At 36.7% G+C, this 25252-nt stretch carries 23 protein-coding genes, 1 tRNA gene and 4 pseudogenes; 14 read left to right on the plus strand and 14 right to left on the minus strand.

All coding sequences use genetic code 11. From position 1 onward, the window contains the following. Nucleotide 1 precedes the first annotated feature (1 nt). The 7 genes from EGX96_RS07605 to EGX96_RS07635 all read right to left on the minus strand — a co-directional run bounded on the left by EGX96_RS07605 (nucleotide 2) and on the right by EGX96_RS07635 (nucleotide 4473). Nucleotides 2-286: a DUF2316 family protein gene (locus EGX96_RS07605; RefSeq protein ID WP_000955820.1), complete on the minus strand. Its 285-nt coding sequence runs from the start codon at nucleotides 284-286 to the stop codon at nucleotides 2-4. Nucleotides 287-372: 86 nt separating this feature from the next. Further along, the gene (locus tag EGX96_RS07610) at nucleotides 373-690 is read right to left on the minus strand and encodes a carboxymuconolactone decarboxylase family protein (RefSeq protein ID WP_000660666.1); all 318 of its coding nucleotides are present in this window, start codon (nucleotides 688-690) and stop codon (nucleotides 373-375) included. A 23-nt stretch (nucleotides 691-713) separates the two neighbouring features. After that, on the minus strand, nucleotides 714-1109 hold the full coding sequence (locus tag EGX96_RS07615) for a cupin domain-containing protein (RefSeq protein WP_001158467.1): 396 nt from the start codon (nucleotides 1107-1109) through the stop codon (nucleotides 714-716). 9 nt (nucleotides 1110-1118) lie between these two features. Beyond that, nucleotides 1119-1508, minus strand: a complete 390-nt coding sequence (nmlR, locus tag EGX96_RS07620) for a stress response transcriptional regulator NmlR (RefSeq protein ID WP_000547676.1) — start codon at nucleotides 1506-1508, stop codon at nucleotides 1119-1121. Between the two features lie 15 nt (nucleotides 1509-1523). After that, the gene (locus tag EGX96_RS07625) at nucleotides 1524-2561 is read right to left on the minus strand and encodes a zinc-dependent alcohol dehydrogenase family protein (RefSeq protein WP_000861550.1); all 1038 of its coding nucleotides are present in this window, start codon (nucleotides 2559-2561) and stop codon (nucleotides 1524-1526) included. Nucleotides 2562-2670: 109 nt separating this feature from the next. After that, complete coding sequence (locus EGX96_RS07630) at nucleotides 2671-3525, minus strand: aldo/keto reductase (protein WP_000132680.1); 855 nt, start codon at nucleotides 3523-3525, stop codon at nucleotides 2671-2673. 84 nt (nucleotides 3526-3609) lie between these two features. Beyond that, on the minus strand, nucleotides 3610-4473 hold the full coding sequence (locus EGX96_RS07635) for a cation diffusion facilitator family transporter (protein ID WP_000203282.1): 864 nt from the start codon (nucleotides 4471-4473) through the stop codon (nucleotides 3610-3612). 131 nt (nucleotides 4474-4604) lie between these two features. On the opposite strand from EGX96_RS07635, the gene EGX96_RS07640 reads away from it, so the two are divergent. Then, nucleotides 4605-5129 (plus strand): TetR/AcrR family transcriptional regulator, encoded by a 525-nt coding sequence (locus EGX96_RS07640; protein ID WP_000237802.1) that lies wholly within the window; start codon nucleotides 4605-4607, stop codon nucleotides 5127-5129. A gap of 194 nt (nucleotides 5130-5323) precedes the next feature. On the opposite strand, the gene EGX96_RS07645 is transcribed toward EGX96_RS07640, so the two are convergent. Then, a complete protein-coding gene (locus EGX96_RS07645) occupies nucleotides 5324-6517 on the minus strand; it encodes a YSIRK-targeted surface antigen transcriptional regulator (protein ID WP_000564876.1) in 1194 nt (397 codons plus the stop codon). A 246-nt stretch (nucleotides 6518-6763) separates the two neighbouring features. Here EGX96_RS07645 and EGX96_RS11200 point away from each other — a divergent pair. After that, nucleotides 6764-12353: pseudogene (locus EGX96_RS11200) on the plus strand (alpha-like surface protein). A 505-nt stretch (nucleotides 12354-12858) separates the two neighbouring features. Here EGX96_RS11200 and EGX96_RS07665 read toward each other — a convergent pair. Further along, nucleotides 12859-13008: pseudogene (locus EGX96_RS07665) on the minus strand (IS256 family transposase); the annotation flags it as partial. Nucleotides 13009-13064: 56 nt separating this feature from the next. Between EGX96_RS07665 and EGX96_RS07670 the strand changes: the two are divergent. The 3 genes and pseudogenes from EGX96_RS07670 (at nucleotide 13065) to EGX96_RS07680 (ending at nucleotide 14067) form a co-directional block, all read left to right on the plus strand. Beyond that, entirely contained in the window at nucleotides 13065-13358 is a 294-nt protein-coding gene (locus EGX96_RS07670) for a type II toxin-antitoxin system RelB/DinJ family antitoxin (RefSeq protein WP_000108709.1), read from the plus strand. Then, nucleotides 13355-13693 (plus strand): annotated as a pseudogene (locus EGX96_RS11295) (hypothetical protein). Before EGX96_RS07670 ends, EGX96_RS11295 begins: the two are co-directional and overlap by 4 nt. A 2-nt stretch (nucleotides 13694-13695) precedes the next feature. Further along, a complete protein-coding gene (locus tag EGX96_RS07680; RefSeq protein WP_000727985.1) occupies nucleotides 13696-14067 on the plus strand; it encodes a lipoprotein in 372 nt (123 codons plus the stop codon). Between the two features lie 304 nt (nucleotides 14068-14371). On the opposite strand, the gene EGX96_RS11205 is transcribed toward EGX96_RS07680, so the two are convergent. Further along, nucleotides 14372-14623: a hypothetical protein gene (locus EGX96_RS11205; protein WP_000280199.1), complete on the minus strand. Its 252-nt coding sequence runs from the start codon at nucleotides 14621-14623 to the stop codon at nucleotides 14372-14374. Between EGX96_RS11205 and EGX96_RS07690 the strand changes: the two genes are divergently transcribed. Continuing rightward, nucleotides 14614-15018: a tyrosine-type recombinase/integrase gene (locus tag EGX96_RS07690; protein WP_228761747.1), complete on the plus strand. Its 405-nt coding sequence runs from the start codon at nucleotides 14614-14616 to the stop codon at nucleotides 15016-15018. The genes EGX96_RS11205 and EGX96_RS07690 overlap by 10 nt on opposite strands. Before the next feature lie 135 nt (nucleotides 15019-15153). On the opposite strand, the gene EGX96_RS07695 is transcribed toward EGX96_RS07690, so the two are convergent. The 3 genes and pseudogenes from EGX96_RS07695 to EGX96_RS11275 form a co-directional block, all read right to left on the minus strand. Further along, a tRNA-Thr gene (locus EGX96_RS07695) sits at nucleotides 15154-15224 on the minus strand. 70 nt (nucleotides 15225-15294) lie between these two features. After that, nucleotides 15295-15492, minus strand: a complete 198-nt coding sequence (locus EGX96_RS11210; protein ID WP_370657590.1) for a methyltransferase — start codon at nucleotides 15490-15492, stop codon at nucleotides 15295-15297. After that, nucleotides 15466-16129, minus strand: a pseudogene (locus EGX96_RS11275) (class I SAM-dependent methyltransferase); the annotation flags it as partial. The pseudogene EGX96_RS11275 and the gene EGX96_RS11210, both read right to left, overlap by 27 nt. A 310-nt stretch (nucleotides 16130-16439) precedes the next feature. Between EGX96_RS11275 and EGX96_RS07705 the strand changes: the two are divergent. The 8 genes from EGX96_RS07705 (at nucleotide 16440) to EGX96_RS07740 (ending at nucleotide 24001) form a co-directional block, all read left to right on the plus strand. Further along, nucleotides 16440-16694, plus strand: coding sequence for a DUF1912 family protein (locus tag EGX96_RS07705; RefSeq protein WP_000119699.1), 255 nt, complete (start codon nucleotides 16440-16442; stop codon nucleotides 16692-16694). A gap of 108 nt (nucleotides 16695-16802) precedes the next feature. Continuing rightward, the gene (locus EGX96_RS07710) at nucleotides 16803-17114 is read left to right on the plus strand and encodes a hypothetical protein (protein WP_001119098.1); all 312 of its coding nucleotides are present in this window, start codon (nucleotides 16803-16805) and stop codon (nucleotides 17112-17114) included. A gap of 267 nt (nucleotides 17115-17381) precedes the next feature. Further along, the gene (locus tag EGX96_RS07715) at nucleotides 17382-17951 is read left to right on the plus strand and encodes a GNAT family N-acetyltransferase (RefSeq protein ID WP_001166195.1); all 570 of its coding nucleotides are present in this window, start codon (nucleotides 17382-17384) and stop codon (nucleotides 17949-17951) included. A gap of 97 nt (nucleotides 17952-18048) precedes the next feature. Beyond that, nucleotides 18049-18633 (plus strand): GNAT family N-acetyltransferase, encoded by a 585-nt coding sequence (locus EGX96_RS07720; protein WP_050153243.1) that lies wholly within the window; start codon nucleotides 18049-18051, stop codon nucleotides 18631-18633. Beyond that, the gene (locus EGX96_RS07725; protein WP_001021308.1) at nucleotides 18630-19196 is read left to right on the plus strand and encodes an AAA family ATPase; all 567 of its coding nucleotides are present in this window, start codon (nucleotides 18630-18632) and stop codon (nucleotides 19194-19196) included. The genes EGX96_RS07720 and EGX96_RS07725 overlap by 4 nt, the downstream gene beginning before the upstream one ends. Continuing rightward, on the plus strand, nucleotides 19196-21847 hold the full coding sequence (locus tag EGX96_RS07730) for a valine--tRNA ligase (protein WP_000032207.1): 2652 nt from the start codon (nucleotides 19196-19198) through the stop codon (nucleotides 21845-21847). Before EGX96_RS07725 ends, EGX96_RS07730 begins: the two co-directional genes overlap by 1 nt. Before the next feature lie 170 nt (nucleotides 21848-22017). After that, complete coding sequence (locus tag EGX96_RS07735) at nucleotides 22018-22977, plus strand: Gfo/Idh/MocA family protein (protein ID WP_000049317.1); 960 nt, start codon at nucleotides 22018-22020, stop codon at nucleotides 22975-22977. Between the two features lie 160 nt (nucleotides 22978-23137). After that, nucleotides 23138-24001 carry a magnesium transporter CorA family protein gene (locus EGX96_RS07740; protein ID WP_000492960.1) on the plus strand — a complete coding sequence of 288 codons (864 nt, stop codon included), beginning with the start codon at nucleotides 23138-23140 and terminating at the stop codon, nucleotides 23999-24001. A 46-nt stretch (nucleotides 24002-24047) separates the two neighbouring features. On the opposite strand, the gene EGX96_RS07745 is transcribed toward EGX96_RS07740, so the two are convergent. Next, complete coding sequence (locus EGX96_RS07745) at nucleotides 24048-25223, minus strand: IS256-like element ISSag11 family transposase (protein WP_000191691.1); 1176 nt, start codon at nucleotides 25221-25223, stop codon at nucleotides 24048-24050. Nucleotides 25224-25252 lie beyond the last annotated feature (29 nt).

Genomic DNA, 25252 nt, shown 5'->3' on the forward strand with positions numbered 1-25252 from the left:
TTTAATAACGCCATGGTGTCTCATAAGGGTACCAACGATTTGCTGAATGAGATGCTAATCTAGAAAATGGATAAACTTCTTTACCCTCTTTTTTCAACATATCTTCTAGATAATCTCTCAGCATACAAACATCTCCAGGATAAGTAACATCAAGACTTAAAAGAGATTCAACTTCACTGATATTAAGTTGCAAGTCTTTAGCAACTTGTTTAATAGGATAATTTAACCTTCTAAAATTTTCTTGTAATTCAAAGGTTGTATCTTTCATTTCTTGAATAGTAAGCATATCATTCTCCTAATAGTTGGTTTAATAATTGGTTGATCTTTCTTTTTGGCTTTTGGGAAAGTATCTCTCTTGCTATGTCTGTTATTTTATATCCAAATTTCCTTAGCTTTATTAAAGGCTGACCAAGCTTTTGGCCATCCAACATAAAAAGCGAGGTGAGTGATAATGTCAGCAATTTCTTCTTTAGTAACTCCGTTTTGTTTGGCAAATTGAAGATGATGCTCTAACTGTTCAAGATTTCCTCCGCTAATTAAGGCAGATATAGTAATAATAGAACGTGTTTTATCTGTTAAATGATCCTCTTTTGCCCAAACCTCACCAAATAAAATATCATCATTATATCTGGCAAATTCAGGTGCAAATTCTTCTAATTGACGACGTCCGGCTGTTTGTTTTTCTTTCATAATGGATTCCTCCTTACTTGAATTTAACCTAGTCTTGAATATTCTTCATCACTAACAGCTTCATAAAACTCACTCTTACCAGCTGTAATCGCAATATGTGCAAATTCAGAATCTTTTTTAGCACCATGCCAATGTCTAACACCTTTATCTGTAACGATAACGTCGCCTGGTTTTAATGACACTGCTTCTTTTCCTTCTTCTTGGTACCAACCTGAACCTTCTGTAACGAGAAGGATTTGATAACCGTCCAAATGAACATGCCAATTATTACGACAGCCTGCTTCAAAGGTTACATTTCCAACTGAAACATTCCCATCTGGAGATTTTGCTAATGCTGCGAGATAGGATTGCCCAATAAAGAATTCACCATATGGATTTTTTTCACCCTTAGGAAAGATAGACTTAGTTGTTTCTTGCATAAGATTTCCTCATTTCGTTGTTGGATCAAAAAGTTCTTGTTCTCTAGGAACAACTTTATTTTGATAATTGTCTATTTTGTGATTTAGACGATTAAGTGCTTCTTGGAGGCCTTGAAGCCTATCTTCAAGATTGTCGCGTTCATCTTTTAAAATTTCTAGCCTAGCTGGGATAGTGGAATCGCCTTTTTCAACCAAATGAATATAATCAATGAGACTTTCAACGGAAACACCTGCGCCTCTAAAATAGCGGACAAATTCTAAAATATCAATATCGTTTTGTGTGAACTCACGAATTCCTGATTCACTCCGATGAATAGGGGGAATAAGATTAATTCTCTCATAATACCTGATGGTATCTGACGTAATGCCAGTCTTTTTACTAACTTCTTTGATATGCATTTTTAACCTCGATATTCAGTCAACAATCACTAAGGATTTGATAGCGTCACGTTTATCCATTGCTTCATAAGCCTTTTGAATATCATCTAATACAAAGGATTTTGTAAAAACTAAGCCTGGGTTAATTTTATGAGTTAGAACAGCATCTAAAAGGACAGACTTATCAAATGTTGTTACAGAAGCAATGCCACCTCTAAGGCCGATATTTTTCCAGAATAAATTATTGGTATTCATGTCTGGATTTTGTGGGATACCAACACGTCCTATGACAGCACCAGGCCTAGCAATTTGGGTAGCTGTATCAACAGACTGCTCTGTACCAACACATTCTAAAACAGCATCGGCACCTGCTTGATTGGTTAAATCTAAAACACGTTTAACGGCTTCGTCACCCCGTTCTTCGACAATATCCGTTGCACCAAAAGTCAATGCTAGTTCCTGCCTATCTTTGTGACGACTCATTGCAATGATACGGTTAGCACCTAACATTTTAGCAGCGATAACACCACAGAGTCCAACAGCACCATCTCCCATGACAACTACCGTGTCACCTTCTTTAACTTCTGCAGTTGCTGCAGCATGATAACCAGTTGCCATTACATCTGATAAGGTGAGCAGAGAGTTAAGAGTCTCATTATCATAATCAGAAGGTTGTCCTGGGATCTTAACCAATGCCCAGTTTGCATTAGTATAACGTAGATATTGACCTTGGTATCCTACATTTTTTGCAGCTTGATGATTTGTACAATTTCCATCAAATCCAGCCTTACAAGACGGACATTGGCCACAGCCATGTGTAAAGGGAACAATAACAAAATCACCTTTTGACACGTCAGTTACTTTAGTACCAACTTCCTCAACGATACCAATAGCCTCATGACCTGCAAAAGAACCACTTTCACGTTTTGAAATACCACGATACCACCACAAGTCTGAACCACAAACACAGGCTCTAACAATTTTGATAACAGCATCTGTCTCTTGTTCAATGACTGGTTTTGGTGTATCAGTTATAACCATTTTGCCAGGTTCAATAAATGTAGCTACTTTCATAACCTTACCTCTTTTCTATAACTTCATTATAACTCTTAGAGTTAACTTCAAGTCAAGAAAAACTTAAAAATTTTGAAAATTAAACATCTGTAAAAATCCGCATATGGTTTCATTTTCCACTAAAAACAGGGAAGTTAGAAAATTCCCCATAATCGTCAAACATAAGTGATTTTAATATCGACATATCTTCGTCACTAATTACAAAGTCAAAGTCTAGATTAGACTGTAAATGTTCTTTACTAGAAGCCTTTGGTAAAACGATCAGGTTTAATTGTAGTAAATATTGAATACATAATTGAGCAACACTAACCCCATATTTTTCAGCCATTTTTTGAATACCATCAGATTTCAATGCTTGTCCATGTGCAATTGGTGAATAGGCTTCAACTTGAATACCTTTACTTTGACAGTAATCAATCAAGTCGAAAGGTGTATTTCCGATGTGAGCTAAGATTTGATTGACAGCAGGTTTAACATGACCATTTTTTAAGATATTTTCTAAGTCTTTTTCTAAAAAGTTTGAGACACCGATGGATTTCATCTTACCAGATTTTTGAGCATCCTCTAAAGCTCTCCAAGCTTCTAAATTTCCTTGGTCAAAATGTTTATCTGTTTCACGCCATTCCTTCCAAGGCTGTGGACTATGAATAATCATTAAATCAATATAATCAAGCCCTAAAGCTTCTAGTGATTGATCAATTGATTTTGTAGCACTTTCATAATCTTTATGTTCAGCGGCAATTTTAGTCGTAACAAATAAAGATTCACGTGTAATACCAGACTCTTTAATCCCTACACCGACACCTTTTTCATTGTTGTATGCTTGTGCAGTATCAATATGGCGGTAGCCTAATTCGATAGCATCTTTAACAACTTGAGCTACCCTATCATTATCTATCATCCACGTACCTAAACCTAAAGTTGGTATTTTATGATTGTCATTTAATATCATTGTATCTGTCATCTTTATTTTCCTTCTTTCATTAGTATTGACCTAATCTTAACACTTAGAGTTAACTCCAAGTCAAGGAAAAAACTAACACTCAGGTTAGTTTTTTAATGGTTTGCAATGATTTTGATGTTCTCTTAAAGAATAATCGATTTCAACAGTAACATCGTTTATCTTATAATGTTGGCAAATCGTTCGAATAGCTCTTTTACAATCTTTTTCAGATATCAATTGATTTAAGCAACAGTGAATGATTGCTCGATTATCAATACCATCCATTGACCAGATATTGAGTTGATTGATAGATCTTACTTGCGAAAGTCCCTTAAGTTCATCATGTAATGCAGCGTAATCTATGGAATCTGGAACACCATCTAAAAAAAGTTTCAGGGTTGATAGTAATTTAGGAAGTGCTTTAGATAAGATGAAAGTAGATATGGCAACTGATAATAATGGATCAAGGATATACAACGGTTTCCAATTTAAGATAAGAGATATAACAATAATAGCTAACCACCCTAGAATATCTTCCAAAAAATGAAGGCTTAATATTTCCTCATGTTTACTTTGACCAGAATGGAGAATAAAACTAGCTAGACCATTAATGATAATAGCGATGACAGCTAGAATAAACATGCCGTGATAATTAACAGGAGTAGGATGCCACAATTTTGGGATATTTTCTATCATGACTAAGATAGATCCACTTATAAGAATTAGACTTGTGATAAGAGCTCCTAAAAGGCTAAAACGTTTATAACCTAATGAAAATATCGTATCTTCATCTTTCTTAGATTTTTTTTCTAAAGTAGCTGAGATGCCAATAGCTATTGCATCACCAAAATCATGAACAGCATCGGCTAAGATAGCTCCTGAGAAGAATAGACTTCCAAAGATGAATTCAAGGACGGAAAAGCTGATATTTAATATAAAAGCGATAGCCACTTTTTTGTTTGATGTCATATTTTTCTCCTTTTGTTATACTGGTATTGTAGTGTGATTCTTTCTTCTATTATCTAGGAGATAAAAGAGAATTGCTAGAAACAAAAAAGAACACTTGTTCAATACTGAACAAAACTTAGAAAGTGTCCTATATGGTAAAAGATAGACAAATTCAGAAAACAAAAGTAGCGATTTATAATGCTTTTATAAGCTTGCTACAGGAAAATGATTATTCTAAAATAACGGTTCAAGATGTAATCGGACTTGCAAATGTAGGAAGATCAACTTTTTACTCTCACTATGAAAGCAAAGAAGTGTTACTCAAGGAGCTCTGTGAAGACCTTTTTCACCACTTATTTAAGCAGGGTAGAGATGTTACGTTTGAAGAGTATTTAGTTCATATCTTAAAACATTTTGAACAAAATCAAGATAGTATCGCTACGTTATTATTATCTGACGATCCCTATTTTTTATTACGCTTTAGAAGTGAATTAGAACACGATGTTTACCCTAGATTGCGTGAGGAGTATATTACAAAGGTGGACATTCCTGAAGATTTCTTAAAACAATTTCTTTTATCCAGTTTTATCGAGACCTTAAAGTGGTGGCTTCATCAAAGACAGAAAATGACTGTTGAAGATTTACTAAAATATTATTTAACTATGGTAGAGAGGTAAATTATAGAGAGTTGGGAGATTCTCTTATTTCATTAGCGTTATCAGAGGTGATGAATGGATTGATTGTCTAATATAGCGAGTTGAAATTATTAGATTAAATGAGTATAATTCGGGAGATAAAAAAGTCCCCTTGATGAAAGAGTTTCTTTGGGATTGTTGATGTCACCATAAGCAAAATGAATATTTTTCGATTACTATATTGTCTTAGGCTTTTGCTTATATTCTAGTGGGCTAATTCCCACTATTTTTTTAAATGTCCTTGAAAAATTAGAAGAAGTGGAAAATCCAAGTAAATTGGAAACTTCTTCTACTTTCTTATTTTCATCTAGTAATTGCTTAGCAGCTTCGATTTTTAAGTTTAGAAAATATTGTTGAATAGTGATGTGTTTTTCTTGCTTAAATAGTTTTCGTAACTTCGATTCACTCATGTGACATTCTTTAGCTATTTCTTCTGTTTTAATAAAGCGATTTAGATTATTTTCAAGATATCGAATCACTGCGACAATAGTTTGAGAATGAGGGGTTTCGAGATGTTTTTTTAAAGAATGAACTTGTTGAGTATAGAATAAGATAGCAGTATCACGTAATTTTAAAACTTCATTTAGACTTATAGTTGACTCGTTTTCTTTTATAAAACGATCTCGTGCTCGATAAGCTGTTTCGATATCAAGTCCTGCTTGGATGGTAGCCTGTGAGAGACGATCATAAATCATGATGGAGTAGTTTTTTTCAGATCGCAATTCATCTCCACTGATTATAGGTACGATAGAATTGCTAAATTGTTCCACTGTTTCTTTCAAAAGAAATTCACTACCTGATTTAACAGCTTTTAGAATATTATTTTCAAAATGATACTGATATTTGTAAGAACTCATATTCTGTTTAGAAAATTGCTTAATTTTATCTAGATCAAAGGAGTTGCTCCACCCTTTCGTGTAGTAATGTAAGGGCTCTGATAATTTATCTTTCACAACCCCAGTTAGACAATAATTGGTTACTATTAGTAATTCTCGGATTTGACTAAGTGAGAAGAAAGGTAATTGGGATAGTCTATCAATAAAGTAGTCTTGTTCACTAGCATTGATTTGTGTTTCAGTCAGCTTTTTCTTAAGAAGTAAAGGGTCAATAACATTGCTACGCCAGGGACCGATGATAATATAATATTGTTGAATATGGTGGACAAGAAAAAGTTCTCCTAAAGAGCCATAATGAAATAAAAAATCATGTTGAGTTTTACTAAAGTTACTTAAAATAAGGTAATGATTGTAAAAAAGTGAAATAGTTTTCTCGGATTTATACTCTCTGATAACAGAAAAATTTTGATCACAAACAGTAATAGTTAGACCTAGAAGACTGTGTAATGATTTCAACAGTAGAAAATCAATCATATGAGTTACCACCTTTGATTTAATATGTTATCTATTTTAGAGAATATTTCTTTAAAGTCAACAGAATAATTAGGTAGTCGATACCTTTTTAACCAAATATGAATTAAAAAACCGAAAAAGTCAAATCAGAAAAAAAAAAAAAACAGATTAGATCGGATAAAAAAGTATAGATATTCTAATATTTGTTTTTAAAGCCTATACTTTACTATGTATAGAGCTATACAGAATAAAGTAAAGGAGAATATTATGTTTAGAAGGTCTAAAAATAACAGTTATGATACTTTACAGACGAAACAACGGTTTTCAATTAAGAAGTTTAAGTTTGGTGCAGCTTCTGTACTAATTGGTATTAGTTTTTTAGGAGGTTTTACTCAAGGGCAATTTAATATTTCTACAGATACTGTGTTTGCAGCTGAAGTAATTTCAGGAAGTGCTGTTACGTTAAACACAAATATGACTAAAAATGTTCAGAATGGTAGAGCATATATAGATTTATATGATGTGAAAAATGGGAAAATAGATCCATTACAATTAATTACGTTAAATTCACCTGATTTAAAAGCTCAGTATGTCATTAGGCAAGGCGGCAATTATTTCACACAACCTTCTGAATTGACTACTGTTGGTGCAGCTAGTATTAATTATACAGTATTGAAGACAGATGGAAGTCCTCATACGAAGCCTGATGGACAAGTGGATATTATAAACGTTTCATTGACTATTTACAATTCTTCAGCTTTGAGAGATAAAATAGATGAAGTTAAAAAGAAAGCGGAAGACCCTAAATGGGACGAGGGAAGTCGCGATAAAGTTTTGATAAGTTTAGATGATATCAAAACAGATATTGATAATAATCCTAAGACGCAATCAGACATTGCCAATAAAATAACTGAAGTTACTAATTTAGAAAAAATACTAGTACCTCGAATCCCAGATGCCGATAAGAATGATCCAGCAGGTAAAGATCAGCAAGTCAATGTAGGTGAGACACCGAAGGCAGAAGATTCTATTGGTAACTTACCAGATCTTCCGAAAGGTACAACAGTAGCCTTTGAAACTCCAGTTGATACGGCAACACCGGGAGACAAACCAGCAAAAGTTGTTGTGACTTACCCAGATGGTTCAAAAGATACTGTAGATGTGACTGTTAAGGTTGTCGATCCACGTACAGATGCCGATAAGAATGATCCAGCAGGTAAAGATCAGCAAGTCAATGTAGGTGAGACACCGAAGGCAGAAGATTCTATTGGTAACTTACCAGATCTTCCGAAAGGTACAACAGTAGCCTTTGAAACTCCAGTTGATACGGCAACACCGGGAGACAAACCAGCAAAAGTTGTTGTGACTTACCCAGATGGTTCAAAAGATACTGTAGATGTGACTGTTAAGGTTGTCGATCCACGTACAGATGCCGATAAGAATGATCCAGCAGGTAAAGATCAGCAAGTCAATGTAGGTGAGACACCGAAGGCAGAAGATTCTATTGGTAACTTACCAGATCTTCCGAAAGGTACAACAGTAGCCTTTGAAACTCCAGTTGATACGGCAACACCGGGAGACAAACCAGCAAAAGTTGTTGTGACTTACCCAGATGGTTCAAAAGATACTGTAGATGTGACTGTTAAGGTTGTCGATCCACGTACAGATGCCGATAAGAATGATCCAGCAGGTAAAGATCAGCAAGTCAATGTAGGTGAGACACCGAAGGCAGAAGATTCTATTGGTAACTTACCAGATCTTCCGAAAGGTACAACAGTAGCCTTTGAAACTCCAGTTGATACGGCAACACCGGGAGACAAACCAGCAAAAGTTGTTGTGACTTACCCAGATGGTTCAAAAGATACTGTAGATGTGACTGTTAAGGTTGTCGATCCACGTACAGATGCCGATAAGAATGATCCAGCAGGTAAAGATCAGCAAGTCAATGTAGGTGAGACACCGAAGGCAGAAGATTCTATTGGTAACTTACCAGATCTTCCGAAAGGTACAACAGTAGCCTTTGAAACTCCAGTTGATACGGCAACACCGGGAGACAAACCAGCAAAAGTTGTTGTGACTTACCCAGATGGTTCAAAAGATACTGTAGATGTGACTGTTAAGGTTGTCGATCCACGTACAGATGCCGATAAGAATGATCCAGCAGGTAAAGATCAGCAAGTCAATGTAGGTGAGACACCGAAGGCAGAAGATTCTATTGGTAACTTACCAGATCTTCCGAAAGGTACAACAGTAGCCTTTGAAACTCCAGTTGATACGGCAACACCGGGAGACAAACCAGCAAAAGTTGTTGTGACTTACCCAGATGGTTCAAAAGATACTGTAGATGTGACTGTTAAGGTTGTCGATCCACGTACAGATGCCGATAAGAATGATCCAGCAGGTAAAGATCAGCAAGTCAATGTAGGTGAGACACCGAAGGCAGAAGATTCTATTGGTAACTTACCAGATCTTCCGAAAGGTACAACAGTAGCCTTTGAAACTCCAGTTGATACGGCAACACCGGGAGACAAACCAGCAAAAGTTGTTGTGACTTACCCAGATGGTTCAAAGATACTGTAGATGTGACTGTTAAGGTTGTCGATCCACGTACAGATGCCGATAAGAATGATCCAGCAGGTAAAGATCAGCAAGTCAATGTAGGTGAGACACCGAAGGCAGAAGATTCTATTGGTAACTTACCAGATCTTCCGAAAGGTACAACAGTAGCCTTTGAAACTCCAGTTGATACGGCAACACCGGGAGACAAACCAGCAAAAGTTGTTGTGACTTACCCAGATGGTTCAAAAGATACTGTAGATGTGACTGTTAAGGTTGTCGATCCACGTACAGATGCCGATAAGAATGATCCAGCAGGTAAAGATCAGCAAGTCAATGTAGGTGAGACACCGAAGGCAGAAGATTCTATTGGTAACTTACCAGATCTTCCGAAAGGTACAACAGTAGCCTTTGAAACTCCAGTTGATACGGCAACACCGGGAGACAAACCAGCAAAAGTTGTTGTGACTTACCCAGATGGTTCAAAAGATACTGTAGATGTGACTGTTAAGGTTGTCGATCCACGTACAGATGCCGATAAGAATGATCCAGCAGGTAAAGATCAGCAAGTCAATGTAGGTGAGACACCGAAGGCAGAAGATTCTATTGGTAACTTACCAGATCTTCCGAAAGGTACAACAGTAGCCTTTGAAACTCCAGTTGATACGGCAACACCGGGAGACAAACCAGCAAAGTTGTTGTGACTTACCCAGATGGTTCAAAAGATACTGTAGATGTGACTGTTAAGGTTGTCGATCCACGTACAGATGCCGATAAGAATGATCCAGCAGGTAAAGATCAGCAAGTCAATGTAGGTGAGACACCGAAGGCAGAAGATTCTATTGGTAACTTACCAGATCTTCCGAAAGGTACAACAGTAGCCTTTGAAACTCCAGTTGATACGGCAACACCGGGAGACAAACCAGCAAAAGTTGTTGTGACTTACCCAGATGGTTCAAAAGATACTGTAGATGTGACTGTTAAGGTTGTCGATCCACGTACAGATGCCGATAAGAATGATCCAGCAGGTAAAGATCAGCAAGTCAATGTAGGTGAGACACCGAAGGCAGAAGATTCTATTGGTAACTTACCAGATCTTCCGAAAGGTACAACAGTAGCCTTTGAAACTCCAGTTGATACGGCAACACCGGGAGACAAACCAGCAAAAGTTGTTGTGACTTACCCAGATGGTTCAAAAGATACTGTAGATGTGACTGTTAAGGTTGTCGATCCACGTACAGATGCCGATAAGAATGATCCAGCAGGTAAAGATCAGCAAGTCAATGTAGGTGAGACACCGAAGGCAGAAGATTCTATTGGTAACTTACCAGATCTTCCGAAAGGTACAACAGTAGCCTTTGAAACTCCAGTTGATACGGCAACACCGGGAGACAAACCAGCAAAAGTTGTTGTGACTTACCCAGATGGTTCAAAAGATACTGTAGATGTGACTGTTAAGGTTGTCGATCCACGTACAGATGCCGATAAGAATGATCCAGCAGGTAAAGATCAGCAAGTCAATGTAGGTGAGACACCGAAGGCAGAAGATTCTATTGGTAACTTACCAGATCTTCCGAAAGGTACAACAGTAGCCTTTGAAACTCCAGTTGATACGGCAACACCGGGAGACAAACCAGCAAAAGTTGTTGTGACTTACCCAGATGGTTCAAAAGATACTGTAGATGTGACTGTTAAGGTTGTCGATCCACGTACAGATGCCGATAAGAATGATCCAGCAGGTAAAGATCAGCAAGTCAATGTAGGTGAGACACCGAAGGCAGAAGATTCTATTGGTAACTTACCAGATCTTCCGAAAGGTACAACAGTAGCCTTTGAAACTCCAGTTGATACGGCAACACCGGGAGACAAACCAGCAAAAGTTGTTGTGACTTACCCAGATGGTTCAAAAGATACTGTAGATGTGACTGTTAAGGTTGTCGATCCACGTACAGATGCCGATAAGAATGATCCAGCAGGTAAAGATCAGCAAGTCAATGTAGGTGAGACACCGAAGGCAGAAGATTCTATTGGTAACTTACCAGATCTTCCGAAAGGTACAACAGTAGCCTTTGAAACTCCAGTTGATACGGCAACACCGGGAGACAAACCAGCAAAAGTTGTTGTGACTTACCCAGATGGTTCAAAAGATACTGTAGATGTGACTGTTAAGGTTGTCGATCCACGTACAGATGCCGATAAGAATGATCCAGCAGGTAAAGATCAGCAAGTCAATGTAGGTGAGACACCGAAGGCAGAAGATTCTATTGGTAACTTACCAGATCTTCCGAAAGGTACAACAGTAGCCTTTGAAACTCCAGTTGATACGGCAACACCGGGAGACAAACCAGCAAAAGTTGTTGTGACTTACCCAGATGGTTCAAAAGATACTGTAGATGTGACTGTTAAGGTTGTCGATCCACGTACAGATGCCGATAAGAATGATCCAGCAGGTAAAGATCAGCAAGTCAATGTAGGTGAGACACCGAAGGCAGAAGATTCTATTGGTAACTTACCAGATCTTCCGAAAGGTACAACAGTAGCCTTTGAAACTCCAGTTGATACGGCAACACCGGGAGACAAACCAGCAAAAGTTGTTGTGACTTACCCAGATGGTTCAAAAGATACTGTAGATGTGACTGTTAAGGTTGTCGATCCACGTACAGATGCCGATAAGAATGATCCAGCAGGTAAAGATCAGCAAGTCAATGTAGGTGAGACACCGAAGGCAGAAGATTCTATTGGTAACTTACCAGATCTTCCGAAAGGTACAACAGTAGCCTTTGAAACTCCAGTTGATACGGCAACACCGGGAGACAAACCAGCAAAAGTTGTTGTGACTTACCCAGATGGTTCAAAAGATACTGTAGATGTGACTGTTAAGGTTGTCGATCCACGTACAGATGCCGATAAGAATGATCCAGCAGGTAAAGATCAGCAAGTCAATGTAGGTGAGACACCGAAGGCAGAAGATTCTATTGGTAACTTACCAGATCTTCCGAAAGGTACAACAGTAGCCTTTGAAACTCCAGTTGATACGGCAACACCGGGAGACAAACCAGCAAAAGTTGTTGTGACTTACCCAGATGGTTCAAAAGATACTGTAGATGTGACTGTTAAGGTTGTCGATCCACGTACAGATGCCGATAAGAATGATCCAGCAGGTAAAGATCAGCAAGTCAATGGTAAAGGAAATAAACTACCAGCAACAGGTGAGAATGCAACTCCATTCTTTAATGTTGTAGCTTTGACAATTATGTCATCAGTTGGTTTATTATCTGTTTCTAAGAAAAAAGAGGATTAATCTTTTGACCTAAAATGTCACTAAACTTTTCACCATTTATTGGTGTGAACACATTAATAAAGTTATGTATCTCTCTTCAACAAACTTAATTAAAGTGTTTCAATTTTTCGAGTTTAATTCTTGAAAAATCCTATCGAGATTATTAATTTCGATAGGATTTTGATTTTGTGTAAGCGTCCAATAACGAGGTATCTTCCATTTTCTTCCCTATTCCGTAAGCATCCAATATACCTTGTTATTGGACGCTTACTATAAAACTGAAGAAATGATCCTATTTAGTTGAAATTTGTAAATGAAGTGTATCATTAGAGCCTAAGATGTTAATCCTAGGCTCTCTTTTGATGATTTAAAATTTTTAGGTGTAATCAAATGTAAGGTTAGATGCAAAATTTTCTAAAATGACTGTTTGTCTTTTCAAGTAATTAAATGTATTTAAGGGTAATTTATAAAAATAAAAGGAGTGTGTCAATAATGTTGTGTAAACACACTGGCAAAGCTGGGATTGTTAATCAAATAGGCTTTCAAGTGTGTCTGTACATTGGCCAAAACCTTTGTGGATTCGTTGTTCTTGCTTGAAGTTGTAATCATTAAATAGTGTGACTAGATAGTATTCTAGAGCCTCTTCATTGGGAAAGACGATTTCCTTTTTTGTTTGCGTTGTATTGCATTTAGTGATACAATAGTTATACAAAAATGATTTGAGGTGATATTATGTCAACAGTAGCAGTAAGAGTTGATGATCAATTAAAAGATGATGCTACAGAACTTTTTCAATCCTTAGGGTTGGATATGAGCACAGCAGTAAAAATGTTTTTGATTCAATCTGTTAAAACTCAAAGTATTCCTTTTGAAATAAAAAATAAATCATCTGTTTCTGATGAAGAATTTCAAAATTTGGTAGAAACAAAATTAAAGGGAATACGAGTTAAGGCTAGTGATCCAGAAAGTGTAAATGCGTTTTTTGGAGATGAAGATTTTTCAGAATATGAGGAATATTTTAAATGAGTGATATTGAGGTATATTCTGTATTAGTTTCTCGTATTGAATATTCTGATGGTACAGGTTCAAAGGTTCGTCCTGCTGTAGTAGTCAAATTTAATGATGAAGTAATAAAAACTTTAAGATTTACTACTAAATATGAAAATAAGTCTGACAATATAAGAAGTCAGTATTTAGAAGTTATTGATTAGGCAAAAGCAAATTTAAATAGGCGTTCTTGGATAGATACTATTCAATATTATGATGTTGAGAATAAAGGGTTCAATATTAAAATTATAGGTAAGTTAAGCGATAGAGATGTTGAGAGGTTAAAAGATTTTCTCATAGCAAAGGAAGTTTAGTTATGAAAAAGAAATTATTAGGATTGATGATTTTAGCTATATCTACAGTATTTTTAGTTGCTTGTTCGACTAATTCGTTAAATGTAAAGTATTATAAAGTATATGATGGTGAAAAAATGTTAGTTTTAGAAATTAATGATGAATCAGGAATTTATCATAATGAAGGAAACTTTGTAGTAACTAATATTGATACTAAAAGTAAAAGTTTTGTACTTAAAGGTGGGTCTGCTAAGTATACTGTTTTATATGATGTTAAAAGTGATGGTAAATTGAATGTTGATTTAGGGAACTTTTATTATAATGCTTCTGGTAAGGAGACATATTATAAAGAAGGTAGCAAGGCTTTAGAAAAAGCATTAAGAGATAAAGAATAAAGTTAGGACTATTTTCCTAACTTATTTTTTTATTTAAAAAATGAACTTCAAAATGCAAAGTCTTAATTTTACTTAGCACCTAATTTTTAGTTAAATAATTTGTATCCCAGCAATAAAAAGTATTTTTACCGAAATCAAAGTAAGAACCAAAAAGAAGATGGGGTTACTCTGTCTTAGTTTTTCTTGGAAAGTGTTATCTGTTAATTCAATGAAATCAAGCGAGGAAATGAGATAGCTTTTATTTAATTGATGAGTTGCTTTTTCCAGATTATTTGGAGTTATTTGCTCGTATTCAGAAATAATATTATGTTATGATATCATAAAGAGCTAAATTCATGGTTTGATTTTTATTTCTTTGAAAGTTACTAACGATCGTACTTATTTCTTTATTGTTCAAATTGGAATAATCTTTAAGTAGATGGAAAAGTCGTATTTCTAAACATTCCTTTGAAATTTCTAAATCAATGGTTATTTCTTTGAATAGTTTATTTTCGTAAACAATTTTATAGAGTAACTTGGGATGATATTGATTTTGAAAGAAATAGTATTTATACATATCGAAGATATTCTTCAATAAAAAATGACTTTACAAAGCCTAAAACAAGGACTTCAATAAGGAGAGTTTCAGTAAGTCATGATTTAAAAGAGTTATTGCTTGAACTAAAATTTCAACAAGAAAGAATGCTGAAAGGTTTGCATATAAAAAATACAGATCAATTGATTTTTTATGACTATAGGTTTGGTATGATATCAAATGATGCTGTTAACAAATTCTTGGCAAGCTCATTGGAAAAATTAGAAATAGAATCTAAGATGTCATCAACAGGTGCTAGACATACTTATGGAAGTTATTTGTTGGCTAACGGAGTAGATATTTGGGCGGTTGCAAAATTAATGGGGCATAAAGATATCAAACAATTAATAGAAACATATGGTCATTTGCTTCTGTAAGTGGAAGAAAAGGAAAATGATCAGCTTTTAAAAATTCTTAATAATAAAGGTAGTTTTTAAAATGACTATCAAGAACAAATTAAGAACAAAAATAAAAGAAACCCTATTATAATAAGGTTTCACTCATATATTTTCTGCCACCACCGAGAATTGAACTCGGAATTGAGCATTACCATTGCTCTATTATACCATTTAACTATAGCGGCTACTTTTCTATGATACTATAAGATTTTGACGAAATCAAGTATTTCTTTACTTAGAAAAATAGTCGTTTTTTTAGTCTAATTCTATTTGGAGAAATTTACTATTTTCAATAGCTCTTAAATGGTGTGTTTCTTGTGGAGAGAGGCTAATAAGGCTATCTTTTTCAAGGATATGTTTCTGATCACCAAGGATAATTTCAAGTTTTCTTTCCAAAACATTTATTAATTTTGGATGAGGGCATCGTTCATTTTTCAGTCCCCGGCTGATGATTTTAATGGTATTGAATAAACCTTCATCTTTAATCATTCCTAACGGGGACATAAGACTTATTTTTCCAAATTGATATTCTGAACTTTAAAAACCATTTTGTAAGAATAAATTTTGCCAATCATCTATTTTTAGAGGAGCAACGTTAACATTCATAGTATGTCTAAGTTGATCGATCAGCTTGGCAGTGTCTTCATCTTGATAAGAAACATCATGTGTGAGTAAACGTCCACCAGGTTTTAGGACACGTAAGTACTCTTTTATGGCTTTCTCCTTAGCTGAATTGTTAAGCATCGTTAACATTGCTTCGTTGATAACGATAAACTATTATCAGGAAAGGGCAGTCTGAGTGCATTTCCCTGAATAACTTCAATAAATTCTTCTAATTGGGCCTTTTTGACATTTTCTTTGGCCTTTTCTATTACTTTACTATCTAGATCAAGCGCTGTAATGTGACAGGAAAATGCTTTAGCGATATCGATGGAACTGGTACATTGATTACAAGCTACTTCTAGAACACGACTGTCAGCACTAAAGTGTCCTTTTTTGATAAGCCAATTCGTTGCTTGGACACCTCCTGGTCTTAAGCGTTTTTTCCTAGTCGTGCTAAGAATTGATGTCCAATTTCTTTATGTGGCAATAAGATCACCTCTTTCTTTTAATAGTAATATCATTTTTTCTTAATTATAACACATAGATGCTAAGATAACAAGGAGTAATAGTGATTGAATGGTATAAGTGATGAATTTTAGAGAGCGTTTTCTTTTAACTAGGGGTGTGATGCCAAAACTAGAATGGCATAGAGAACCATACATCTCAAAAGGTCTTCCTTAGATAAAACTAGTTGTTTTTATATCTGTCAGAAAAATCATAATTTATTTTTGATATAATGATTTTTTGAGTATTTAATTTATATGTTATAATGAAAAAAACTAAAAAAGAGGAATATCATGTCATACGAACAAGAATTTTTAAAAGACTTTGAAGAGTGGTTACAATCGCAAATAAGTATCAACCAAATGGCAATGGACAGTGCAAAGAAAGTTTTAGAGGAAGATAAGGATGAGCGAGCAGCAGATGCGTATATTCGTTATGAGAGTAAGTTAGACGCTTATCGCTTTTTGCAAGGGAAATTTAATAACTATCATAACCAAAAATCTTTCCATGATTTGCCTGATGGTCTTTTTGGACAACGTCATTATTAAAAGGTTTATCGCTAGAAAGCTTGTCAAATAGGCATTTCTATGATACATTGTTATAGTAGTTTTTAGATACTATGATAGATTTCATAAATGAGGAGAAAGCATTATACAATGGCAAAGCGTATTAAACCGAATAAAAAAAGAGAGCTTTTGAAAGCTAAAGGGATCAATTGGAAGGATGTTCGACTATCTCAAACTTTACAAGAAGTCGCATTACCGAAAAAGACGGCTCCTGAAGCGCCAAAGGCAGTCGATCTTTTAGAAGGTTTAACTGCTAATAAACAAGATGTTTTAAAAGAAGCTGGCCTTGTCAGCCTTGAAGCATTTGCGAAAGTAAGTGAAGCAGATGTTTTAGCACTAAAAGGTATTGGTCCAGCAGCTATTAAACAGTTAGTTGATAATGGTGTTGTTTTTGCAAAATAATTTGATTTACCTTGCGAAAGTAGCCTTATTTTGCTAGAATAAATTAACTTAGAGGTGTTTTGAAATCCCATTTGTCACAGGAAGCGGTCATACTGAGAAATCCGCACAAATGTCAAAGCTTGTTGCTAAGTCCAATAATTGAAACAAAACGAGTTGCGGATGTTATCATCCGAATTTGGGTGGTACCGCGGAAATCGTAACACGAAATTCGTCCCTGTCAGAATTGACAGGGATTTTTTGTATTTAGGAGTGAGGAGATTGAAGTATATGCAGATTCTAGAAGATTTCGATGGCAAAGCATTACCAAAACTAGAAACGGATCGGCTTATCTTGCGTCAGCGAACGGTGGGGGATGTCCCAGCCATGTTTGATTACGTTTGCTTGGAAGAGGTTGCCTATCCAGCAGGACTCAGCCCAATAGCTTCTTTAGAAGATGAGTACGATTATTTTGAAAATCGCTACTATCAAAATCTGGAAAAGGCAAAATTACCATCTGGTTATGGTATTACCGTTAAAGGAAGTGATCGTATTATCGGATCCTGCGCCTTTAACCATCGCCATGAAGACGATGTTTTCGAGATTTGCTATCTGCTTCATCCTGACTACTGGGGTCATGGCTATATGACAGAAGCTGTCGCCGCTTTGATTGAAGTCGGTTTTACCCTTCTCAATCTCCACAAAATCGAAATCCGCTGCTATGATTACAATAAGCAAAGCCGGCGCGTGGCAGAAAAACTAGGATTCACCCTTGAAGCTACCATTCGTGATCGTAAGGATAATCAAGACAATCGCTGTGTCAATTTGATATATGGTTTGCTGAGGAGTGAGTGGGAGTAATTATTCTACTCTTCATAGAAGTTACTAGATCGACTAATTTGGCTGTGCAGGGCACTTAACTAAGTCATCAATAATATCGTAGATATGGAGGAGACAAATGATTAAGATACTTGGAGAAATCGTAGATAACCAGCTACCTGTTGTGGAAACGAATCGTCTGTTGTTGCGTCAACGCAAGTTAGAAGATGCTAAGGAGATATTTGAATTTGTCAAACTTGATGAGGTGAGTTATCCAGCAGGTTTTCCGGCTGTTAAAAGCTTGGAAGAAGAGATAACCTATATTCAAGAGATTTATCCAACTAATCTTGAAAAAGAAAAGTTACCCTCTGGTTATGCTATTACTCTAAAAGGCGATGATAAGGTAATTGGTTCAGTAGATTTTAACCATCGCCACGAAGATGACATTTTTGAAATTGGCTACCTGCTCCACCCTGATTATGGGGGACAAGGCATTGTGCCAGAAGCAGCTTCAGCCCTTGTGGAGATAGGTTTCACACTGCTAGGACTACATAAGATTGAGCTGGGATGCTATGACTATAATAAGCAAAGTCAGGCGGTTGCGCGCAAATTAGGTTTTACTTTAGAGGCTAATATTCGTGATCGAAGAGATGCCCAGGGGAAACGTTGTGGCGATATGCGCTTTGGTTTACTGCGAAGCGAGTGGGAGAAAAAAAGAAGATGAATATTATTATCATCGGAGCACAAGCTTCTGGGAAAATGACAATTGGTCAGGAAATCGCAAAACAGACAGGCATGACCTTATTCCATAACCATGATTCTATAGATTTTGTTTTACGCTTCATGCCATGGTCTCCAGATAGTATTGCTCTAACGGAGTCTATTCGCTTTAAATTTTTTGAAACGTTTGCTAAGACTGGTCAAGAAATGATTTTTACTATTGTAATTGATTTCAATGATTCAAGAGATGTAGTATTTCTAGAAAAGATTCAAATAGTTTTTCAATCTCACAACCAAGAGGTATTATTTGTAGAATTAGAAACAGAGCTAAGTGAGCGTCTCAAACGAAATCGCACAGAAAATCGCCTCAAGCATAAGCCTTCAAAACGTGATATCAAATGGTCAGAGAGCGATATTTGTTCAACCATGGATTACGCTATCTTTAATCCTGAAGTAGCCCCAGAAGCGCTTACATATTATCATAAAATCAATAATACTTGCTTAACTGCTACTGAAACAGCATATCTTATTATTCAAAAAATAAACCAAATCAAGGAGAAAAACTAATGTCAAAAGAACTATCACCAAAATACAATCCTGCCGAGGTTGAGGAAGGCCGTTATCAAACTTGGCTTGACCAAGATGTTTTCAAGCCATCAGGGGATACTGAGGCTAAGCCTTATTCTATCGTAATTCCACCACCAAACGTTACGGGTAAATTGCACTTGGGTCACGCTTGGGATACAACTCTACAAGATATCATTATTCGTCAAAAGCGTATGCAGGGCTTTGATACACTCTGGCTTCCAGGTATGGACCACGCTGGTATAGCCACTCAAGCTAAGGTTGAGGAGCGCCTTCGTGAGCAAGGCATTTCACGTTATGATCTTGGTCGTGAAAAATTCCTAGATAAAGTTTGGGAATGGAAAGACGAGTATGCAGCAACTATTAAATCTCAGTGGGGAAAAATGGGTCTTTCGGTTGATTATAGCCGTGAGCGTTTTACCCTTGATGAGGGACTTTCAAAAGCGGTAAGAAAAGTCTTTGTTGATTTGTACAATAAAGGTTGGATCTATCGTGGGGAGTTCATCATTAACTGGGATCCAGCAGCTCGCACAGCCCTTTCAGATATTGAAGTTATTCACAAGGATGTTGAGGGTGCTTTCTATCATATGAATTATATGCTGGAAGATGGCTCACGCGCCCTAGAAGTAGCAACAACTCGTCCTGAGACTATGTTTGGAGATGTGGCTGTAGCGGTAAATCCAGAAGATGCACGTTACAAGGATTTGATTGGTCAAAATGTTATCCTTCCTATCATCAATAAACCTATTCCAATCGTCGCTGATGAACACGCTGATCCAGAATTTGGAACAGGTGTGGTTAAGATTACGCCGGCTCACGACCCTAATGACTTTGCTGTAGGTCAACGCCACAACTTACCACAAGTTAACGTTATGAACGATGATGGTACTATGAATGAACTTGCGGATGAATTTAATGGTATGGATCGTTTCGAAGCTCGTAAGGCAGTAGTCGCTAAATTAGAATCGTTAGGAAACTTAGTAAAAATTAAAAAAACGACTCATTCTGTTGGTCATTCAGAACGAACAGGCGTTGTGGTTGAACCACGTTTATCTACTCAATGGTTCGTCAAGATGGATCAATTGGCTAAGAATGCCATTGCCAACCAAGATACAGAAGACAAGGTAGAGTTTTATCCACCACGATTTAACGATACTTTTATGAGCTGGATGGAAAATGTCCATGACTGGGTTATCTCTCGTCAATTATGGTGGGGACACCAAATTCCTGCATGGTACAACGTCAATGGTGAGATGTATGTTGGAGAAGATGCCCCAGAGGGTGACGGATGGACACAGGATGAAGACGTTCTAGACACATGGTTTAGTTCTGCTTTATGGCCGTTTTCAACAATGGGATGGCCAGACACCGAAGCAGCTGACTTCAAACGCTACTTCCCAACGTCAACCTTGGTAACTGGATACGATATCATCTTCTTCTGGGTATCGCGCATGATTTTCCAATCCCTTGAATTTACAGGACGCCAACCATTCTCAAATGTTCTTATTCATGGACTCATCCGTGATGAAGAAGGACGTAAAATGTCTAAATCACTCGGCAACGGGATTGATCCGATGGATGTCATTGAGAAATATGGTGCGGATGCCCTTCGTTGGTTCCTCTCAAATGGTTCAGCCCCTGGTCAAGATGTGCGTTTTTCATACGAAAAAATGGATGCTTCGTGGAATTTCATTAATAAGATTTGGAACATTTCACGCTATATCCTTATGAATAACGAAGGTTTAACGTTGGATCAAGCCAGAGAAAATGTGGAAAAAGTTGTTAATAGTCAAGTTGGAAATGTAACAGACCGTTGGATTCTCCACAATTTAAATGAGACTGTGGGTAAAGTTACTGAAAACTTTGACAAGTTTGAATTTGGTGTTGCTGGTCACATCCTTTACAACTTTATCTGGGAAGAATTTGCTAATTGGTACGTTGAGTTAACAAAAGAGGTTCTTTATAGTGACAATGAAGACGAGAAAGTCATCACTCGCTCTGTTCTTCTTTATACCTTAGATCAAATCTTGCGTCTTCTTCATCCAATCATGCCATTTGTGACAGAAGAAATTTTTGGACAATATGCAGAAGGATCAATTGTCCTTGCAAGTTATCCACAAGTTAACGCGACATTTGAAAATCAAACAGCTCACAAAGGCGTTGAAAGCTTGAAAGATTTGATTCGTTCAGTGCGAAATAGCAGAGCAGAGGTCAATGTTGCTCCATCTAAACCAATCACTATCTTGGTTAAGACAAGTGACAGCGAACTCGAAAGCTTCTTCAAAGACAATAGCAACTACATCAAACGCTTCACAAACCCAGAGACGCTTGAAATCAGCTCAGCAATTGCCACACCAGAACTTGCCATGTCATCAGTCATCACAGGTGCAGAAATTTTCCTCCCACTTGCTGACCTCCTTAACGTTGAAGAAGAGTTGGCACGACTTGAAAAAGAACTTGCTAAATGGCAAAAAGAACTAGATATGGTTGGCAAAAAACTCAGCAACGAGCGCTTTGTAGCTAACGCTAAACCAGAAGTCGTCCAAAAAGAAAAAGATAAACAGACCGACTACCAAACTAAATACGACGCAACCATAGCACGTATTGAAGAAATGAAGAAGTTGGTGAGGTAAAAAAATTAAAAAACGCTATCATAAATGATGGCGTTTTTTGATATAATTTGATTATGGATCTTTAGAGATAATAAGTAGAAATTGTGCAGCCTTATTATGTATAGTCGCTTTAAACTGTTTGATGCTAGTTCTTATGCTATAATAACTCTATCAATGTCAAAGGAGTTTTTATGTCAAAGGTAAGGTATGGTGTTGTGTCAACGGCAAAGGTGGCGCCTCGTTTTATTGAAGGAGTCCGCTTAGCAGGAAATGGTGAAGTTGTGGCTGTATCGAGTCGAACTCTTGAGTCTGCGCAAGCTTTTGCCAACAAATATCATCTCCCAAAGGCTTACGATAAGTTAGAGGATATGTTAGCAGATGAGTCAATTGATGTGATTTATGTGGCAACAATTAATCAAGACCATTATAAAGTTGCTAAAGCAGCTCTGTTAGCGGGAAAACATGTGTTGGTAGAAAAGCCTTTCACATTGACTTACGACCAAGCGAATGAATTATTCGCTTTGGCAGAAAGTTGTAATCTGTTTTTGATGGAGGCACAAAAATCGGTATTTATTCCGATGACACAAGTGATTAAAAAATTACTTGCCTCTGGTGAAATAGGAGAAGTGATCTCCATCTCATCTACAACAGCCTACCCAAACATTGACCATGTAACATGGTTTAGAGAACTTGAGTTAGGTGGAGGAACAGTGCATTTTATGGCGCCCTACGCCCTGTCTTATTTACAATATCTATTTGATGCGACTATAACTCATGCTAGTGGGACTGCGACTTTTCCAAAAGGTCAAAGCGATAGTCAATCCAAACTACTCTTGCAATTATCAAATGGGGTCCTCGTAGATATCTTCTTGACAACACGTCTAAATTTACCGCATGAAATGATTATTTATGGAACTGAAGGTCGTCTAATCATTCCACATTTTTGGAAAACCACTCATGCAAAATTGGTGAGAAATGATACTAGTGCGCGAACGATTCAAGTTGACATGGTTAGTGATTTTGAGAAAGAAGCTTATCATGTTAGTCAAATGATTTTAGAAGGGCAAAGGGTAAGTCATATCATGACGCCTCAGTTGACGCTGTCAGGTGTTAAGATTATAGAAGACTTATACCGTTCATGGGGGAAATGATGCTGGCTATCTAGCATATTAATAAGGAGTACTAGATGTTATTTTAGTAGTCCTTTTTTGTTTTGCTCTCATAAGGTTAATTAGATTTAAAAGGGTTTTCTACTTGTTTTTTCTCGATTTTTATTTCATAATGTAGACAAGTTTAGAGTGAGGTGCTTCTATGTTTTCGAGCGATTTTGGATTTGAGATAATTAATGTTGACGACCTATCCTTGCAAGAGGAGAGATTTTTACCTTCAGAATTGCTGGCTTATGCACGTGATGAAAATGAGTCTTCTTTCGTACGTGATATTGAGGGGCATTTGGCACTTGTTTACCAGCTTTTGGATACGCAAGGTCACGTTGATGATGTTCGTCATGTGCCGAGAGTGATACCAGTGACTCTATTTTTGAAAGAAGATGGCTTGTTTGTATTAGCTAATCATAAAAATATTAACCTTGTAAAAAAAGCACTTAATCGTGTTGAAAAGGTAGATTCTCCGAAACACCTCTTATTATCATTAGTGACTGCTTTCTCAAAGCAATATTTTGATGTTTTAGATACTATTTCTGAAGAAAGAGATAAACTAATCAATGATTTGCGTAAAAGACCAAACAAATCGAACTTGGCAAGGCTGGCAAATTTACAAAGTGGAACAGTACACTTAATGATGGGAACTAAGCAAAATTTTGAAATGCTGACCGATTTACAAAACATTGAGCAAGATAAAGAGAACACTAGAAATGAAAAGATGCAACTTCAAGATGCTATTATTGAAGCAAGACAATTATCTAACATGTGTTCCTTAAATTCACAGGTTTTCCAAGAACTTTCTTCTTATAATAATGTCCTCAGCAATAACCTTAACGACAATGTAACTACTTTAACAATTATTTCCATTGGTATTTCCATTATTGCTATGGTTACCAGTTTTTATGGAATGAATGTTAAGTTGCCTTTTGATAGTGTGGATGCTGTCTGGGTATTGATTATTTTAATTACGACTATCATTACTATTATGCTCTCTATTGTTATGTACATTTAGAGTCTGTCAATAATCTTGTGTAAACACTCTAGCAAAGCTGATATTGTTAATCAAATAGGCTTTCAAGTGTGTCCGTACATTGGCCAAAACCTTTGTGGATTCGTTGTCCTTGCTTGAAGTTGTAATCACTAAATAGTGTGACGAGATAGCGTTCTAGGGATTCTTCATTGGGAAAGACGACTTTCTTTTTGGTTTGACGTTTGATTTCTTTGTTAAGTGATTCAATAAGGTTGGTCGAGTAGATACTTCCCCAGATCTGATGAGGAAATTCATAAAAGATCAATAGATTTTCGATTGATTCTAAGGTCTCTATTACCTTCTTGTAGTGTGGTTTCCACTCATTGATAAAGCTATCTAAGGCTTGCTTTGCTTCCTCTACATTGATCGCGCGATAAATTGTTTTAAACTGCTCCAAAATTAGAGCACGATCTGCTCGTTTCACCTTACTTGCAATATTTCGGCCAATATGGACAAGGCAACGCTGTTGTTTGGCCATTGGAAAGGCTTGCTGGATAAGCTGATCAAGTCCATTAAAACCATCACTCACAACAAGAGAGACTTGTTGTACACCTTGACCCTTAAATCTTTCTAGAAGGTCTGACCACGAAGCATTGTTTTCATTGGGTGCGATGTCATATCCAAGGATAGCCTTATGCCCATATGATGTGACGCCTAGTGCAATGTGGATGCATTCCTTACTAACTGTACCACGTCTCAGAGGAAGGTAAGTCCCATCAAGATATAATACGGTATAGTTAGCTTCTAAGGAACGTTCATGAAAGCTAGCCACGTTTTCCTGTGTCGCTTTCGAGATATTAGATACTGTTGCTGGACTGTAATGATGACCATACATACGCTCAATGATGTCGCTGATTTCACGTGTTGTGACTCCAGTTCGATAAAGCTTGATAACCATTTCTTCTAAATGATTGTCTCGACGACCGTAACTTGGGATTAAGGCTGGACTGAACTCCCCGTTTCGATCTCTAGGGATCAACAAATTAACAACACCATACTTGGTCTCAAATCGACGTGTATAAGCACCATTACGACTATTACCGGTGTTGTAACCTGCCTTATCGTATGGTTCATAGCCAAGGAAGGCGGATAGCTCCACTTGGAGAAGGTCATTCATGGCAGTTTCAAGAGACGAACGGAAAAATTCATCAATATCTTGTTTTTGAGCTAGGAAGTTAAGTAATTCTGTGGTAAACTGGGTCATGGGAATAAATCTCTTTCTAGTGAAGTCTC

It is taken from the genome of Streptococcus sp. FDAARGOS_520, assembly GCF_003812685.1.
Taxonomy (GTDB): Bacteria; Bacillota; Bacilli; order Lactobacillales; family Streptococcaceae; genus Streptococcus; species Streptococcus agalactiae.